This is a genomic window from Streptomyces sp. GLSS-08 (genome assembly GCF_056387915.1).
This window is the reverse complement of the sequence record NZ_JBWJAQ010000009.1, coordinates 124,266-138,848: the sequence shown is the minus strand read 5'-3', so window position 1 is coordinate 138,848 and position 14,583 is coordinate 124,266. Positions and strand designations below refer to the sequence as shown.

Here is a 14,583-nt window from a genome sequence, read left to right as displayed (position 1 = left end):
GGGGCGCTCCTTGGCTGGTGTGGCCCACGGGTGCAGGGGCTCCGGCTCTCGCGCCGAAGCCTACTGTGCCCCGCGAGCGCCCTGTTTGGCCGTGTGCACCCTCCGTCCCCGGCCGAGGGGGCGGCCGGGGACGTGAGGCGTGTGGTCCGGCAGGTGCCGGGTCAGGCGGACAGCCGGCCCTCCGGCGGCGCCGGCGGGCACGGAGCCGTCAGTTGATGACGCCGCCGAAGAGACCGCCGTGGGCCATGCCGAGGAAGAAGCCGAAGGCCGAGGCGCCGAGACCCAGGATCAGGCCGAAGCGTTCGCGGGTCGTCTCGGAGATGAACTGGCCGTAGGCCCCGGTGATGACGCCCACCAGGCCGGCCCAGGAACTGATCAGGTGGAGGCTGTGGAACATCGCGGTCACGAAGGCGATGACACCGAGGACGGCGGTCACCCACAACAGCGTGTCCTGGAGAGGGTGGGGCTTGCCGTCGGTCGCGAGCAGGGAACCACCGATGTTGGGGCGCATTGTCTGTGCCATAGGGCACCTCCTGCGGAAGGTGGCGCATCGTAGCGCCATTCACACCCGATGTGTACAGACTGACGCTCTCCCCCGCCGGATTTCAACCGGAAGCCACCCTGCGGGTACTCTGTACTCTCTGCACCGGTGTCTGCCCAGGCCGTGGCCGAGTCACGACAGGGACTCCCGCTCGGATCTCCGATCGAGAAACCCCATTGTCAGTGGCGGCGGATACCGTTGCGTACGCATAACAACCCTCCTGCCACGGAACGACCGTGGCCGCTGAGTCCAAAGGAGGTGGGTTCCACATGCGTCACTACGAAGTGATGGTCATCCTCGACCCCGATCTCGAGGAGCGTGCTGTCTCCCCGCTGATCGAGAACTTCCTCTCCGTCGTCCGTGAGGGCAACGGAAAGGTCGAGAAGGTCGACACCTGGGGCCGTCGTCGTCTCGCGTACGAGATCAAGAAGAAGCCCGAGGGCATCTACTCGGTCATCGACCTGCAGGCCGAGCCTGCGGTCGTCAAGGAGCTCGACCGCCAGATGAACCTGAACGAGTCGGTCCTCCGGACCAAGGTCCTCCGCCCCGAGACCCACTGAGCCATCCCGCTCAGCTGATCTCGGGATCCGAGTAGCAGCACCAAGCAGCCAGCAGCAAACCCGCCGAGAGGTTCCCCCATGGCAGGCGAGACCGTCATCACGGTCGTCGGCAATCTTGTCGACGACCCCGAGCTGCGCTTCACCCCTTCCGGTGCGGCGGTCGCGAAGTTCCGTGTCGCGTCCACCCCCCGCACCTTCGACCGTCAGACCAACGAGTGGAAGGACGGCGAGAGCCTGTTCCTGACCTGCTCGGTCTGGCGTCAGGCGGCGGAGAACGTCGCAGAGTCGCTTCAGCGAGGCATGCGCGTGATCGTGCAGGGCCGGCTGAAGCAGCGGTCCTACGAGGACCGTGAGGGCGTCAAGCGCACGGTCTACGAGCTGGACGTCGAGGAAGTCGGCGCCAGCCTGAAGAACGCCACGGCCAAGGTCACCAAGACCACCGGTCGAGGCGGCCAGGGCGGTTACGGCGGCGGTGGCGGCGGCCAGCAGGGCGGCGGCAGCTGGGGCGGAAGCTCCGGCGGCACTCAGCCGCAGGGCGGCGGCGCTCCCGCCGACGACCCCTGGGCGACCAGCGCTCCTGCCGGCGGCGGTAACCAAAGCGGCGGCGGCGGTGGCGGCGGCTGGGGCGGAAGCTCCGGCGGCTCCGGCGGCGGCTACTCGGACGAGCCTCCCTTCTAAGGGCCGGTTCGTACCCCACTTCTTGATCACACAGGAGATACATCATGGCGAAGCCGCCTGTGCGCAAGCCGAAGAAGAAGGTCTGCGCTTTCTGCAAGGACAAGGTCACGTACGTGGACTACAAGGACACGAACATGCTGCGGAAGTTCATTTCCGACCGCGGCAAGATCCGTGCCCGCCGCGTGACCGGCAACTGCACGCAGCACCAGCGTGACGTCGCCACGGCTGTGAAGAACAGCCGTGAGATGGCGCTGCTGCCCTACACCTCCACCGCGCGATAAGGGAAGGGTGACCGAAAAATGAAGATCATCCTCACCCACGAGGTCTCCGGCCTCGGTGCCGCGGGCGACGTCGTCGACGTCAAGGACGGTTACGCTCGCAACTACCTGATCCCGCGGAACTTTGCGATCCGCTGGACCAAGGGTGGCGAGAAGGACGTCGAGCAGATTCGTCGTGCTCGCAAGATCCACGAGATCGCGACCATCGAGCAGGCCAACGAGATCAAGGGCCGCCTTGAGGGCGTCAAGGTCCGTCTGGCCGTCCGCTCCGGCGACGCCGGTCGTCTCTTCGGTTCCGTCACCCCGGCCGACATCGCTTCGGCGATCAAGGCCTCCGGTGGCCCCGAGGTCGACAAGCGCCGCATCGAGCTGGGCTCGCCGATCAAGACCCTGGGCGCCCACGAGACGTCCGTGCGTTTGCACCCCGAGGTTGCCGCCAAGGTCAACATCGAGGTCGTCGCTGCCTGAGTGCAGCGCTCAGCACAGCTGAGAGAAGGGCCGCATCCCTCCGGGGGTGCGGCCCTTCTTCGTCGTGGTGGGACCGATCTGGAATGGTGCGACTGGGAGCGTTTCGGCTCTTCGTGTTTCACGTGAAACACGCAGTTTCACGTGAAACAACCGGGCAGCGCTGACAGCCGTCAGCGGGTGGCACCGGTGATGATCCAGCGGCCCGAGCGGGATCGCAGCCACAGGGTCAGCATCCGCACCGTCATCATCAGGCTCATGGCGGCCCAAAGGACGGTCAGCCCTCCACCGAGAGCCGGTACGAGCAGCGCGACCGGAGCGAAGACCGCGAGCGTGAGGATCATGGCCCGTGCGAGGTACGGGCCGTCCCCTGCGCCCATGAGTACTCCGTCGAGGACGAAGACGATGCCGGAGACCGGCTGCACGATCGCCACCACGAGAAGAGCGGGCAGAGCGGTGTCCCGCACCACGGAATCGTCGGTGAAGAGCGGCAGGAACAGCGGCCGGGTGAACACGAGCAGCAGACCGAGAACGATCCCGACAGCGACACCCCACTGCACCATCCGTCGGCAGGCTTCGCGGGCTCCTCCGGCATCGTTCGCGCCGAGATAACGGCCGATGATGGCCTGCCCGGCGATGGCGATCGCGTCGAGTGCGAAAGCGAGAAGATTCCACAGGGAGAGGATGATCTGGTGCGCCGCCATCTCGGCATCTCCGAGCCGCGCGGCGACGGTAGTGGCGATCATGAGGATTGCCCGCAGTGACAGTGTGCGCACCAGGAGCGGGGCACCGGTCTGGGCGCAGGCCCGGATCCCGTCCAGGTCCGGTCGCAGTGAGGCACCGTGCTTCCGGGCACCTCGGACGACGACGTACAGGTAGACGGCGGCCATGCCGAACTGGGTGGTGACCGTGCCCCAGGCCGAGCCGGCGATGCCGAGGCCGGCGCCGTAGACGAGGCCCGCGTTGAGGGCGGCGTTGGCCACGAAGCCGGCGACGGCGACGTACAGCGGAGTTCTCGTGTTCTGCAGGCCTCGCAGGACGCCGGTGGCGGCGAGTACGACAAGCATGGCCGGGATGCCGAGCGCTGAGATCCGCAGGTAGGTGATCGCGTAGGTGGCGGCTGTGTCCGAGGCACCGAAGAGGTGCACCAGGGCGGGTGCCGTCGGCAGGGTGACGGCGATGACGCTCGCGCCGATCAGCAGGGCGAGCCAGATGCCGTCCATGCCCTGGCGGATCGCGGCGCGCAGATCGCCCGCCCCGACACGCCGGGCGACGGCGGACGTCGTGGCGTAGGCGAGGAAGACGAAGACGCCCACCGCGGTCATGAGGAGCGCCGAAGCCACCCCGAGGCCGGCCAGTTGGGCGGTGCCGAGATGTCCGACTATCGCGCTGTCGGCCATCACGAAAAGGGGTTCGGCCACCAGCGCGCCGAAGGCCGGAACGGCCAGCGCGACGATCTCGCGGTCGTGGCGACGCCGGACGGCCCTGGATGTCGCGGGAGCCTGTGTCATGGGCACCAATCTAATCTTCCACAGGTAAGAGATGCAAACCTTCTTCAACCCTTACTTGTGGGCGCGTGACGGACGCCGTCGTGCAGTGTTCGAGGAGATCTTGTCCCGGCTGGGAAAGTTTTTCTTCTGCACAGCCAGTGGACGGCAAAGTGCCTGGTCAGGGCGGTTGTGTCGCGGGGACTGAGTGCTTGTTCACAGGGCTGTCCACCGGCTCGTGCACAGCTTTGGCCAGGTTCTCCACAGCATCCGGGCGGTCGTCCACATGGCCTGTGGATAACCAGATTGGCTGACGGTGCCCGCAGGCCTAACGTGGGGCGCGCCCGCTCTCTCCTCCGTCCTCGGCAACCAGGCAAAACCGACGCGTCAGAACCGGAGTTGGGTGACTTCATTTGTCAGTGCCGTGCCGTAGAAAAGAGGGGCACGGCTAGGTCCGCTCGGCGGACGGGAGGAGGTGGCTCGGTGAGTATTTCCGAGCCCTTGGACGACCCGTGGGCCGACAGCGGTCCCAGTGATCGTCTGCCCGCCTCCCGTCAGCGCCGCGACGTCGGCCGGAGCCGCGACGAGCAGCATGACCGAGGCCGCGAGGGCGGCGAATGGGACGGCGGAGGCTCCGCCTTCGAACGCGTACCGCCGCAGGACCTGGACGCCGAGCAGTCGGTTCTCGGCGGCATGCTCCTGTCCAAGGACGCCATCGCAGACGTCGTCGAGGTCATCAAGGGCCACGACTTCTACCGGCCCGCGCACGAGACCGTCTACACGGCGATCCTCGATCTTTACGCGAAGGGCGAGCCGGCCGACCCGATCACGGTCGCGGCCGAACTCACCAAGCGCGGCGAGATCACCAAGGTCGGCGGCGCATCGTATCTGCACACTCTCGTCCAGACGGTTCCCACCGCGGCCAACGCCGAGTACTACGCGGAGATCGTCCACGAGCGTGCCGTCCTGCGCCGCCTGGTCGAGGCAGGTACGCGGATCACGCAGATGGGATACGCGGCCGACGGCGATGTGGACGAGATCGTCAACAGCGCGCAGGCCGAGATCTACGCGGTCACCGAGCAGCGCACCAGCGAGGACTATCTGCCCCTCGGCGACATCATGGAGGGCGCGCTCGACGAGATCGAGGCGATCGGCTCGCGCAGCGGCGAGATGACCGGCGTGCCCACCGGGTTCACGGACTTCGACTCGCTCACGAACGGCCTGCACCCTGGCCAGATGATCGTCATCGCCGCCCGCCCCGCCATGGGTAAGTCCACCCTCGCCCTGGACTTCGCGCGCGCCGCTTCGATCAAGAACAACCTGCCCAGCGTCATCTTCTCGCTCGAGATGGGCCGCAACGAGATCGCGATGCGTCTACTGTCCGCCGAGGCCCGCGTAGCCCTGCACCACATGCGTTCCGGCACGATGACGGATGAGGACTGGACCCGGTTGGCCCGCCGGATGCCGGACGTCTCGGCCGCCCCCCTCTTCATCGACGACTCTCCCAACCTGTCGATGATGGAGATCCGTGCCAAGTGCCGCCGTCTCAAGCAGCGCAACGACATCAGACTGGTCGTCATCGACTACCTCCAGCTGATGCAGTCCGGTGGCTCCAAGCGTGCCGAGAACCGCCAGCAGGAGGTCTCGGACATGTCCCGAAACCTCAAGCTGCTCGCCAAGGAGCTGGAGGTCCCGGTCATCGCGCTGTCGCAGCTGAACCGTGGTCCCGAGCAGCGCACGGACAAGAAGCCGATGGTCTCGGACCTTCGTGAGTCGGGTTCCATCGAGCAGGACGCCGACATGGTCATCCTGTTGCACCGCGAGGACGCGTACGAGAAGGAGTCGCCCCGCGCCGGTGAGGCCGACCTGATCGTGGCCAAGCACCGTAACGGTCCGACGGCGACCATCACAGTGGCATTCCAGGGCCACTACTCCCGTTTCGTGGACATGGCGCAGACCTGATCGGGCAGCGGCCGGAGAGACGAGCAGGTCATGCCCCGGCCACGGATGAAATGCGCTCGACGTGCGCCGGCGGCCGGGGTGGACTGGGGGTATGACAACACCCGAGGAAGAGCTGCTTCCCGCCACGCGCCGCGCCCTGCTGCACCGCATCGCCACCGCTCAGGCCGAGGGGAGGGCGCCGTCGCTGGTCGCGACAGTCGTGAGGAACGGACAGCCGGTGTGGACGGGGTCCCGTACGTCGGTGGAGGGGCACGGCCCGGACGGGAACGTGCAGTACCGGATCGGTTCGATCACCAAGACCTTCACCGCCGTACTTGTCCTGCGGCTGCGTGACGAGGGCGTGCTGGACCTCGGCGACCCGCTGGAGAAGCATCTGCCGGGTACCGGAGCGGGGGAGGCCACGATCGCCGAACTGCTCGCGCACACGGGCGGATTGGCGGCGGAGTCACCCGCTCCGTGGTGGGAACGGACGCCCGGTTCGTTGCGCCCGGAGCTCGCCGATGTGCTGGGCGAGCAGCCCTTCCGGCATCCGGTCGGGCGGCGGCACCATTATTCGAATCCCGGTTACACGCTGCTCGGCGCCCTGGTGGAGGAGTTGCGGGGGGCGCCTTGGGAAGAGGTGCTGCGACGCGAGGTGCTCGAGCCGCTGCGCCTGCACCGTACGAGCGGTCGTCCGCAGGCCCCGCATGCGGGCGGATGGGCGGTGCATCCGTGGGCGGACGTGATGCTTCCGGAGCCCTCCGAGGACCTCGGGAGGATGGCTCCGGCCGGTCAGCTGTGGTCCACCGCCGGGGACTTGGCTCACTTCGCCGTCTTTCTGGCCCGGGGTGACGACCGGGTGCTGAGCGCGGGGTCCGTGCGCGAGATGCGCACCCCCGCCGCGCCGGCCGAAGCCGCGGAGGTGGCAGCCGGTTCCGCGTACGGACTGGGTCTGCAGATCCAGCAGCGGGACGGGCGGCTCCTCGTCGGGCATTCCGGTTCTCTGCCGGGCTTTCTCGCGAACGTGACGATCAGCGTGGAGGACGACTTGGCGGCCGTGGTGCTGGCCAACTGCACCTCGGGCCCACCGGTGTCGAACGTGGCCGCAGATCTCGTCCGTCTGGTGGCAGAGGCCGAACCGCGGATTCCGTCCCCGTGGAGGCCGCTGTCGGAGCTTGACGCGAGTGTGCTGGAGCTGGCGGGGCCCTGGTACTGGGGGACGCAGGCCGTCGCGCTGCGTCTGTCGGCCGACGAGGGCCTGTCGCTGGGCCCGTTGTCCGGCCACGGCCGGCGCTCGCGATTCCGGGTGAACGGCGACGGGACGTGGACGGGGCTCGACGGCTACTACGCGGGGGAGCTGCTGAGGGCCGTACGGCGGCCTGACGGAGCCGTGAGCCACCTGGACCTCGGATCGTTCGTGTTCACGCGTCAGCCGTACGACGAGGGCGCCCCGGTGCCGGGCGGCGTCGACCCTGAGGGCTGGCGCGGGATTCGCTAGAGCCTTCGCGTGAGGGGCGTCCTGTTTCACGTGAAACAGGACGCCCCTCACGCAGAAACGGCAACCGCGTTCAGAGCGGGAGCTTGAAACCGACGTGCGATGCGGTGAAGCCGAGCCGCTCGTAGAAGCGGTGCGCGTCGGTGCGGGTCACGTCAGAGGTGAGCTGGACCAACTGGCATCCCTGGCGCCTGGATTCGCCGATCGCCCACTTGATGAGCTGCGTGCCGAGACCGCCGCCGCGCTCGTCGGCGTGGACGCGTACGCCCTCGATGATCGAGCGGGTCGCTCCCTTGCGGGAGAGGCCGGGAACGACCGTGAGCTGCAAGGTGCCGACGACCCGGTCCTCGCGCACGGCCACCATCAGGTGCTGGTTCGGATCACCGCTGAGGCGTTCCAGCGCGGCGAGGTACGGCGTCAGATCATCGGGCGACTCCCGCTGGGCTCCCAGCGGATCGTCCGCGAGCATGGCGACGATGGCCGAGACATCGTGTGCGACTGCGGGTCGAATCTCAAGATCTCCCATGACGGCACCCTATGCAGGCGTGGTCGTCGCCTGTGGGCAGGGCTGCCGCAGGAGGCCGTGGCTACGCCGGCACGCTCACGGACTCCACGACCCGGACCAGTGGGACCAGCTCGGGAACCTTCGCCGCGGCGTCGAGTGCCTCACGCAGGGCGGCGTCATTGGTGGGCCGTGCCGCTTCCAGCAGCTCGAGCCCTGCCTCGCTGACGTTCGTGTAGATGCCGCGGCGGTCGGTCGGGCACAGGTAGCGGGACAGGAGCCCGCGGTCCTCGAGCCGGGTGACCAGTCGGGTGGTGGCGCTCTGGCTGAGAACGACCGCATCGGCGACCTGCTTCATCTGCAGGTGGCCGCCCTCACCGTCGTGCTGCCGGCTCAGCACGTCGAGCAGGGAGTACTCCCGCACGCTCAGGTCGTGCCTGGCCTGCAGGGCGCGCTCGATGTGCGCCTCGATCCTTCCGTGCAACAGGGAAAGGGCGCACCAGCCCTGGGCTAGGGCGGTGAGTGCGGGGTCCGTCGCTGTCATGGCGTGTTCCTCCGTCCCGGAGCGGCTGTACCCAGGATAGAGCACAGACGCAATAGACGTCGTTTGCACATAAGCCGCGTGTGCAATTATTGTGTAAGCACGTAAAGCGCTCCTGCAAACATCTGGGAAGGTGTATCCACCCATGCCTCTCGCGCTTCTGGCCCTCGCGATCGGGGCCTTCGGAATCGGCACCACGGAGTTCGTGATCATGGGCGTACTGCCTCAGGTCGCGGGCGACTTCGGTGTCTCCATCCCCACGGCCGGGCTTCTGGTGACCGGCTACGCGCTCGGCGTCGTGATCGGCGCCCCGATCATGACGGCGCTGGGCACGAAGGTGTCCCGCAAGCGGATGCTGATGTTGCTGATGGGGCTGTTCGTCCTCGGCAACCTTCTCTCGGCCGTGGCCCCAGTCTTCGGCCTGATGCTCGTGGGCCGCGTTGTCGCCTCCCTGGCCCACGGAGCCTTCTTCGGCATCGGTTCGGTGGTTGCCGCGGAGCTGGTCGCTCCGGAGAAGAAGGCCGGTGCCATCGCCATGATGTTCAGCGGGCTCACCATCGCCAACGTGGTCGGTGTCCCGCTCGGCACCCTGATCGGGCAGTCAGCCGGCTGGCGCGTCACCTTCGCCGGTGTGGCCGTGCTCGGCGTGATCGGATTCCTCGGTATCGCCAGGCTGGTACCCGACATGCCGAGGCCGGAGGGCGTACACCTCCGAGACGAGCTGGCCGCGTTCAAGAACGTGCAGGTGCTGCTCGCCATGGCGATGACCGTCCTCGGTTTCGGAGGCGTCTTTGCCGCCATCACCTACATCGCGCCGATGATGACCCACGTCGCGGGATTCGCCGAGGGCTCCGTCACGTGGCTCCTGGTCCTCTTCGGCCTCGGCATGGTCGGCGGCAACCTCGTCGGCGGCAAGTTCGCCGACCGAGCCCTGATGCCGATGCTGTACGTGTCCCTGGGCGGCCTCGCACTGGTGCTCGCACTCTTCACGCTCACCGCGCACAACAAGATCCTCGCGGCCGTCACGATCGCGCTGATCGGCGCGCTCGGCTTCGCGACCGTGCCACCGCTGCAGAAGCGCGTCCTCGACCAGGCCCACGGCGCTCCGACGCTCGCTTCCGCCGTGAACATCGGTGCCTTCAATCTGGGCAACGCCCTGTCCGCCTGGCTCGGCGGCATCGTCATCGCGGCGGGCCTCGGTTACACCGCCCCGAACTGGGTGGGGGCCGTCCTCGCCGCCGCTGCCCTGGTTCTGGCCATGGTCTCGGCCGCCCTGGAGCGCCGGGCCGGTGCAGGCAGCACGGTGCCCGCGAGCGCCGTGCCCGCCGAGCAGCACGCCGCCGTCCACCACTGACCCGGCTCTGCCGGCTGCGGGACCGGGGCTGTCCCCGCCCCCGGCTCGGAACCGGCGCTTACCGCCGACCTCGTCGACGCGGTCCAGCCCGGCGGCCCCTTCCATACCCCGCCCACCGCGCGCGACCGTCAGCTGCTGTTCATCGCGGGCGGAGTGCCGGTCCCCCAGCATGGGGGACCGGCTCCTGCACCAGCGGGCCCCTCAGCCCGCCGCCACGGTCAACGGGGCGAAGCGCCGCGTCCAGTCACCGGGCAGTTCCGGGATCCCGTACGTCATGACCGCGTTGAAGGCGACGGGCTTCAGGCCGTGGTCCTTGGCCCAGCTCAGGAGCTCACCGTGGCGGACGTCGATGTCGGTGCGCAGGGGACGGTCCGTGTGCGCCGCCAGTGAGGCGATGAGCGCCTTGGCCGTCTCCGTGTCCCGGGCGATCAGCGGACCCACGACGTGGGTCTCCATGTTCGGCCAGGCGGCCGCGTAGCCGGTGATGCGGCCCTTCTCCTCGGCGACGCGCAGCTGATCCGCGAAGGCCGGCAGCCGGGTGATCACGGGGGTGCGGTCGCAGCCGAAGACCTCTTCGTCCAACCGCAGGATGGCGGGGAGATCCTCGGCGGTCGCAGAGCGCGTTGCGACCTGCGGCGCCTCCCCGTCCAGGACGAAGTGGCCCCAGACCATCTCGGCCCGACCGGTGGTCTTGAAGCCCAGCTCCTCGTAGAGAGGGCGGCCGTAGGGGGTCGCGTGGAGCGTCAGCGGGGTGGAGCCCATCTCCGCGACGACATGGCGCATCAACCGGCGGCCGACACCCTGGCGCGCGTACCGGTCGGCGACCAGCACCATGCCGATCGCGCTCAGGTCGGGGCGGTCCCGTGGCCCGTACTCCGTGACGACACACGCGGCGACGAGCCCGCCCAGGGGATCGTCGATGCCGTATCCGGTCCCCGCCGTCAGCAGGAAACCCCATTTGTGTTCTTCGCGGGGCCATCCGCGGTTCTCGGACAGGTCGGCGCAAGCAGTGAGATCACGGAGCGTCAGACGGCGGATGGGCAGGGCAGCGAGGGAAGGTGTCGACACGCAGGTCAGGCTGTACGACAGGTACCCATGACGTCCACCGGTTTGCGCGGACACAACTGTTCTTTTGGCCAGTTCACGCAAGGCCGCACCGCCGCGGACCGATGTTTCACGTGAAACACCGCACGTCAGCGAAAGGGTTCGCCCGTCCGTCGTGAGAATTGCGGAATTGGCGGCTGGGCCGCCGAATTCGGGATCGAGCAGGGTACGACTTGTGCGCGTGCCGTCGGCCGGTAGGGTCGACTCCGATTCGCGTACGGGCGGGGGACGGAACTTCCGATCGCGAGTACAGGCCGAGGCAGCGTAACGGGACGGAGAGATCGAAGACCGCGCTTTTCGCTATGAGGACGACTGCCGGCCGACGATGGGATGCTGCGGGAGGATGGTGCGGCCAACGTCACACTCTCGTCTTACTTGTCCGCAAGGGGCAGTAACCCGGTGAGAATGTGGCCGCATTGGTTGACGGGACTGAACGGGGATGCAAAGGGCACCGGCTGCGGGGGAAACAAACATCCCCCCGACGAAGTGCGCAGACCGACCGAAAGATGTTCGAGGCGAGGCACACCATGGACGCTCCGACCACAACGCCGGCCGACAACGGCGCAACCGGCGGCGACGGCGGAGGCGGTTGGTTCACACCGCGCACCAAGCCCGAGTCCCCCGCAGGGGAGACGTACGCGCCCGAGGGCAGCCGTCTGGCGGGCATGAGGCCGCGCGGCAGGTCCGTGCCCGGCGAGAGTGCGGCGGAGCCGGAACGAATAGGGGAGACGCCGACCGGAGTGCCCGTTGCCGAGGGCACACCCACTGCCGCTGCGCCCGGCGAGGCACCCCGGCCCGGCCCTGCCCCATCCGTAGCGACGCGCCGGCCCGGCCCTGTCCCCGCCCGGGCTCCGCGGTCCGAGCCCACGCATGGAGCCACCCGCCCGGAGGCCGACTCCGCCGAGGCCGAACGGCACACCCCTCGCCCGTACGCCCCGGTTCCCGAACCGCCCGAGGCCGCGGAGCGTCCCGCGCCCACGGCGTCCGCTTCCCCCGACGCGGTGCTGATCCAGCGGACCATGGCGGAGATCGGCCCGGTCGCCGACAAGGTCACCTCGTACTTCTACGCGCTGCTCTTCGTGCGCCACCCCGATCTGCGGTCGCTCTTCCCGGCGGCGATGGACACACAGCGGGACCGGTTGCTCAGGGCCCTGCTCACCGCGGCCGAGCACATCGACAACACCGATGTCCTTGTTGCGTACCTGCAGAACCTCGGCAGGGGCCACCGCAAGTACGGCACGCGTCCCGAGCACTACCCGGCCGTCGGCGAGTGCCTCATCGGTTCGCTGAGCCGGTACGCCTCCTCGGTCTGGGACGAGCAGACCGAGGCGGCCTGGGTGCGGGCGTACACGACGATCTCCCAGGTCATGATCGATGCGGCGGCCGCCGACGAACTGCGTGCTCCGGCCTGGTGGCACGCGGAAGTCGTGTCGCACGAACCACGGACCCCGGACATCGCCGTGCTCACCGTGCGCCCGGACCAGCCCTACCCCTTCCTGGCCGGGCAGTACGCAAGCATGGAGACGCCCTGGTGGCCGCGGATCTGGCGGCACTACTCGTTCGCCTCGGCACCGCGCTCCGACGGGTTGCTGTCGTTCCACGTGAAAGCGGTCCCGGCGGGCTGGGTGTCCAACGCGCTGGTCCACCGCGCCCGGCCCGGTGACATCGTCCGCCTCGGCCCGCCGGCCGGCACGATGACCGTCGACCACACCACGGAGAGCGGGCTGCTCTGCCTGGGTGGCGGCACCGGCATAGCGCCCATCAAGGCCCTGGTCGAGGATGTCGCCGAGCACGGCGAGCGGCGCCCCATGGAGGTCTTCTACGGCGCTCGTACGGGGCACGACCTGTATGACATCGACACGATGCTGCGGCTCCAGCAGAGCCATCCCTGGCTGTCGGTGCGTCCGATCGTCGACCAGCAGGCCCATCTGCAGCTCCCCGATGCCGTACGCGAGTACGGACCGTGGAACGAATACGACGCCTACCTCGCCGGCCCCCCAGGCATGATCCGCAGCGGGGTGGACGCGCTGAGGGACATCGGCATCCCGTCGAACCGCATCAGGCACGACTCAGTGGAGGAACTGGTCTCGGCGGGCGCCTGAAACCGAGTACCGAGGGCGCATCCGGACGAACGTCAGCCCAGATCCGGCGCGTGCATCGCCCGCACACCCTCGATGTTGGCGTCGAGGTAGTGCCGCAGGGACAGCGGGACGAGGTGCACGGAGGCGATGCCGACCCGGGTGAAGGGGATCCGCACGATCTCGTACTCGCCGCACGGGTCGTCCACCTCCGGCCCGTGCCGCTGAGAGGGATCCATGGACTCGAGGTGGCAGACGAAGAAGTGCTGGACCTTCACGCCGGTCGCGCCCCCGTCCTCCCCGATGTGCTCGACGGTGTCCACGAAGCAGGGCACCACATCGATGATCTTGGCGCCGAGTTCCTCGTGGAGCTCCCGGTGGAGTGCGTCGACGACGGTCGTGTCCTCCGGCTCGACCCCGCCACCTGGGGTGATCCAGTAGGGATCGACGCCGGGCTTGGTCCGTTTGATCAGAATGAGGTCGTCGCCATCGAGCAGGATGGCGCGGGCGGTGCGCTTGACCACGGGTCGGACGGTCATGGGAGGAATGTGGCCCGGCTGGTTCCACGTGAAACATCGCGGCGCTGCGGGAGCGCCAGAAGGGCTCTCACGCCGTCGCCTGTCGACCGGAGGGCCGGTCTCGCCCTCAGCTCCACTCCCCGGCGGCGCGCAGCAGCCACTCGTACGCCCGCGCGATGTGCGGCATGGCCAGAGTTCCGGTGCGCACCACCAGGAAGTACGTCCGCAGCGGTGGTACCGCCGGATCGAACAGCGCCACGACGTCACCGGCGTCCAGTGCCGCGGCGCACAGATAGCGCGGCAGCACCGCGAGGCCCGCACCCGCTGTCGCACAGGCGAGGACGGCGCGCAGGTCGGGCACGACGACCGTGCCCGAGGCGGCGGGGCGGGAGTCGAATACGGAGGCCCAGTAGCGGGTGACGAGCGGCAGCGACTCGTGCACCTCGACCACGGGGAGGCCTTCCAAATCGCATGAACCCTTGAGGCGGAGCTTTCCGGCACCGATGCGGGCGGCCCAGCGTGGAGCGGCGACCAGGACGTGTTCCTCGTCGCAGAGCGGAGTCCCGGTGAGCAGGGCACCACGGGGGCGGACCGTCGTGATGGCCAGATCATGATGTCCGGCGGCGAGTCCCTCCAGTGCCTCCTCGGCGTTCCCGAAGGAGGCGCGCAGCGCCAAACCCTGGCCGTCGTCGCCGGTGAGCGCCGTCAGGGCGGGCAGGGCCCGTTCCGCGGTGAACTCCGGAGGCCCGGCGAGATGGAGTGTGCGCAGGGACGATTTCTCGTCGAGGCCGCTCCCGGCGATCTTCACCAGGGCGTCCAGATGCGGGGCGGCCTTGTGGGCGAGCTCGTCGCCCATCGTCGTGGGTGTCACTCCGCGGGCCTGACGCAGGAAAAGGGGCCGCCCCAACTGGCTCTCCAGGGTGCGGATCTGAGAGGTCACGGCGGGTTGTGAGAGGCCCAGGAGCGCGGCGGCGCGGGTGAAGGAGCCGGCCCGGTGCACGGTCACGAACGTGCGCAGCAGGGCCAGATCCATCCTGCCCC

Annotated in this window: 15 protein-coding genes and 1 pseudogene; 9 read left to right on the top strand and 7 right to left on the bottom strand. The window is 68.6% G+C overall.

The features are described 5' to 3' along the window. Positions 1 to 208 precede the first annotated feature (208 nt). Positions 209 to 523 (bottom strand): hypothetical protein, encoded by a 315-nt coding sequence (locus AC0ZLC_RS18125; protein WP_358854516.1) that lies wholly within the window; start codon positions 521 to 523, stop codon positions 209 to 211. 287 nt (positions 524 to 810) lie between these two features. Between AC0ZLC_RS18125 and rpsF the strand changes: the two genes are divergently transcribed. The 4 genes from rpsF to rplI all read left to right on the top strand — a co-directional run bounded on the left by rpsF (position 811) and on the right by rplI (position 2,525). Then, on the top strand, positions 811 to 1,101 hold the full coding sequence (gene rpsF / locus AC0ZLC_RS18120) for a 30S ribosomal protein S6 (protein WP_004950685.1): 291 nt from the start codon (positions 811 to 813) through the stop codon (positions 1,099 to 1,101). Between the two features lie 78 nt (positions 1,102 to 1,179). Next, positions 1,180 to 1,779: a single-stranded DNA-binding protein gene (locus AC0ZLC_RS18115; RefSeq protein ID WP_476752996.1), complete on the top strand. Its 600-nt coding sequence runs from the start codon at positions 1,180 to 1,182 to the stop codon at positions 1,777 to 1,779. A 44-nt stretch (positions 1,780 to 1,823) separates the two neighbouring features. Further along, complete coding sequence (gene rpsR, locus AC0ZLC_RS18110; RefSeq protein WP_003949403.1) at positions 1,824 to 2,060, top strand: 30S ribosomal protein S18; 237 nt, start codon at positions 1,824 to 1,826, stop codon at positions 2,058 to 2,060. 18 nt (positions 2,061 to 2,078) lie between these two features. Next, positions 2,079 to 2,525 (top strand): 50S ribosomal protein L9, encoded by a 447-nt coding sequence (gene rplI, locus AC0ZLC_RS18105; RefSeq protein ID WP_121404978.1) that lies wholly within the window; start codon positions 2,079 to 2,081, stop codon positions 2,523 to 2,525. A gap of 170 nt (positions 2,526 to 2,695) precedes the next feature. Here the strand turns inward: rplI and AC0ZLC_RS18100 are convergent, their stop codons facing one another. Further along, a complete protein-coding gene (locus AC0ZLC_RS18100; protein ID WP_476752995.1) occupies positions 2,696 to 4,042 on the bottom strand; it encodes an MATE family efflux transporter in 1,347 nt (448 codons plus the stop codon). 450 nt (positions 4,043 to 4,492) lie between these two features. Between AC0ZLC_RS18100 and dnaB the strand changes: the two genes are divergently transcribed. Both dnaB and AC0ZLC_RS18090 read left to right on the top strand, forming a co-directional pair. Further along, complete coding sequence (gene dnaB, locus AC0ZLC_RS18095; protein WP_476752994.1) at positions 4,493 to 5,971, top strand: replicative DNA helicase; 1,479 nt, start codon at positions 4,493 to 4,495, stop codon at positions 5,969 to 5,971. Between the two features lie 91 nt (positions 5,972 to 6,062). Further along, complete coding sequence (locus tag AC0ZLC_RS18090) at positions 6,063 to 7,448, top strand: serine hydrolase domain-containing protein (RefSeq protein WP_476752993.1); 1,386 nt, start codon at positions 6,063 to 6,065, stop codon at positions 7,446 to 7,448. A gap of 70 nt (positions 7,449 to 7,518) precedes the next feature. Here the strand turns inward: AC0ZLC_RS18090 and AC0ZLC_RS18085 are convergent, their stop codons facing one another. Together AC0ZLC_RS18085 and AC0ZLC_RS18080 are read right to left on the bottom strand one after the other, a co-directional pair. After that, positions 7,519 to 7,971 carry an N-acetyltransferase family protein gene (locus tag AC0ZLC_RS18085; RefSeq protein WP_476752992.1) on the bottom strand — a complete coding sequence of 151 codons (453 nt, stop codon included), beginning with the start codon at positions 7,969 to 7,971 and terminating at the stop codon, positions 7,519 to 7,521. 61 nt (positions 7,972 to 8,032) lie between these two features. Continuing rightward, positions 8,033 to 8,491 (bottom strand): MarR family winged helix-turn-helix transcriptional regulator, encoded by a 459-nt coding sequence (locus AC0ZLC_RS18080; protein WP_476752991.1) that lies wholly within the window; start codon positions 8,489 to 8,491, stop codon positions 8,033 to 8,035. 142 nt (positions 8,492 to 8,633) lie between these two features. On the opposite strand from AC0ZLC_RS18080, the gene AC0ZLC_RS18075 reads away from it, so the two are divergent. Then, a complete protein-coding gene (locus AC0ZLC_RS18075; RefSeq protein WP_476752990.1) occupies positions 8,634 to 9,842 on the top strand; it encodes an MFS transporter in 1,209 nt (402 codons plus the stop codon). A 54-nt stretch (positions 9,843 to 9,896) separates the two neighbouring features. Continuing rightward, a pseudogene (locus tag AC0ZLC_RS18070) lies at positions 9,897 to 10,011 on the top strand (heme-binding protein); the annotation flags it as partial. Between the two features lie 32 nt (positions 10,012 to 10,043). Here AC0ZLC_RS18070 and AC0ZLC_RS18065 read toward each other — a convergent pair. Next, entirely contained in the window at positions 10,044 to 10,910 is an 867-nt protein-coding gene (locus tag AC0ZLC_RS18065; protein WP_476752989.1) for a GNAT family N-acetyltransferase, read from the bottom strand. Between the two features lie 563 nt (positions 10,911 to 11,473). Between AC0ZLC_RS18065 and AC0ZLC_RS18060 the strand changes: the two genes are divergently transcribed. Next, complete coding sequence (locus tag AC0ZLC_RS18060; protein ID WP_476752988.1) at positions 11,474 to 13,048, top strand: globin domain-containing protein; 1,575 nt, start codon at positions 11,474 to 11,476, stop codon at positions 13,046 to 13,048. A gap of 32 nt (positions 13,049 to 13,080) precedes the next feature. Here the strand turns inward: AC0ZLC_RS18060 and AC0ZLC_RS18055 are convergent, their stop codons facing one another. Both AC0ZLC_RS18055 and AC0ZLC_RS18050 read right to left on the bottom strand, forming a co-directional pair. Further along, positions 13,081 to 13,563 carry an NUDIX domain-containing protein gene (locus tag AC0ZLC_RS18055; protein WP_476752987.1) on the bottom strand — a complete coding sequence of 161 codons (483 nt, stop codon included), beginning with the start codon at positions 13,561 to 13,563 and terminating at the stop codon, positions 13,081 to 13,083. Positions 13,564 to 13,669: 106 nt separating this feature from the next. Continuing rightward, on the bottom strand, positions 13,670 to 14,575 hold the full coding sequence (locus AC0ZLC_RS18050) for a LysR family transcriptional regulator (RefSeq protein WP_476752986.1): 906 nt from the start codon (positions 14,573 to 14,575) through the stop codon (positions 13,670 to 13,672). Positions 14,576 to 14,583: the final 8 nt, after the last annotated feature.

What these genes read in the sequence shown, in the direction of transcription:
- AC0ZLC_RS18060 (WP_476752988.1), top strand. Translation starts at nt 11,474, where the DNA reads ATGGACGCTCCGACCACAACGCCGGCCGACAACGGCGCAACCGGCGGC.
- AC0ZLC_RS18125 (WP_358854516.1), bottom strand. Translation starts at nt 523, where the DNA reads ATGGCACAGACAATGCGCCCCAACATCGGTGGTTCCCTGCTCGCGACC.
- AC0ZLC_RS18050 (WP_476752986.1), bottom strand. Translation starts at nt 14,575, where the DNA reads ATGGATCTGGCCCTGCTGCGCACGTTCGTGACCGTGCACCGGGCCGGC.
- rpsF (WP_004950685.1), top strand. Translation starts at nt 811, where the DNA reads ATGCGTCACTACGAAGTGATGGTCATCCTCGACCCCGATCTCGAGGAG.
- AC0ZLC_RS18090 (WP_476752993.1), top strand. Translation starts at nt 6,063, where the DNA reads ATGACAACACCCGAGGAAGAGCTGCTTCCCGCCACGCGCCGCGCCCTG.
- AC0ZLC_RS18085 (WP_476752992.1), bottom strand. Translation starts at nt 7,971, where the DNA reads ATGGGAGATCTTGAGATTCGACCCGCAGTCGCACACGATGTCTCGGCC.
- AC0ZLC_RS18055 (WP_476752987.1), bottom strand. Translation starts at nt 13,563, where the DNA reads ATGACCGTCCGACCCGTGGTCAAGCGCACCGCCCGCGCCATCCTGCTC.
- AC0ZLC_RS18075 (WP_476752990.1), top strand. Translation starts at nt 8,634, where the DNA reads ATGCCTCTCGCGCTTCTGGCCCTCGCGATCGGGGCCTTCGGAATCGGC.
- AC0ZLC_RS18080 (WP_476752991.1), bottom strand. Translation starts at nt 8,491, where the DNA reads ATGACAGCGACGGACCCCGCACTCACCGCCCTAGCCCAGGGCTGGTGC.
- rpsR (WP_003949403.1), top strand. Translation starts at nt 1,824, where the DNA reads ATGGCGAAGCCGCCTGTGCGCAAGCCGAAGAAGAAGGTCTGCGCTTTC.
- AC0ZLC_RS18115 (WP_476752996.1), top strand. Translation starts at nt 1,180, where the DNA reads ATGGCAGGCGAGACCGTCATCACGGTCGTCGGCAATCTTGTCGACGAC.
- rplI (WP_121404978.1), top strand. Translation starts at nt 2,079, where the DNA reads ATGAAGATCATCCTCACCCACGAGGTCTCCGGCCTCGGTGCCGCGGGC.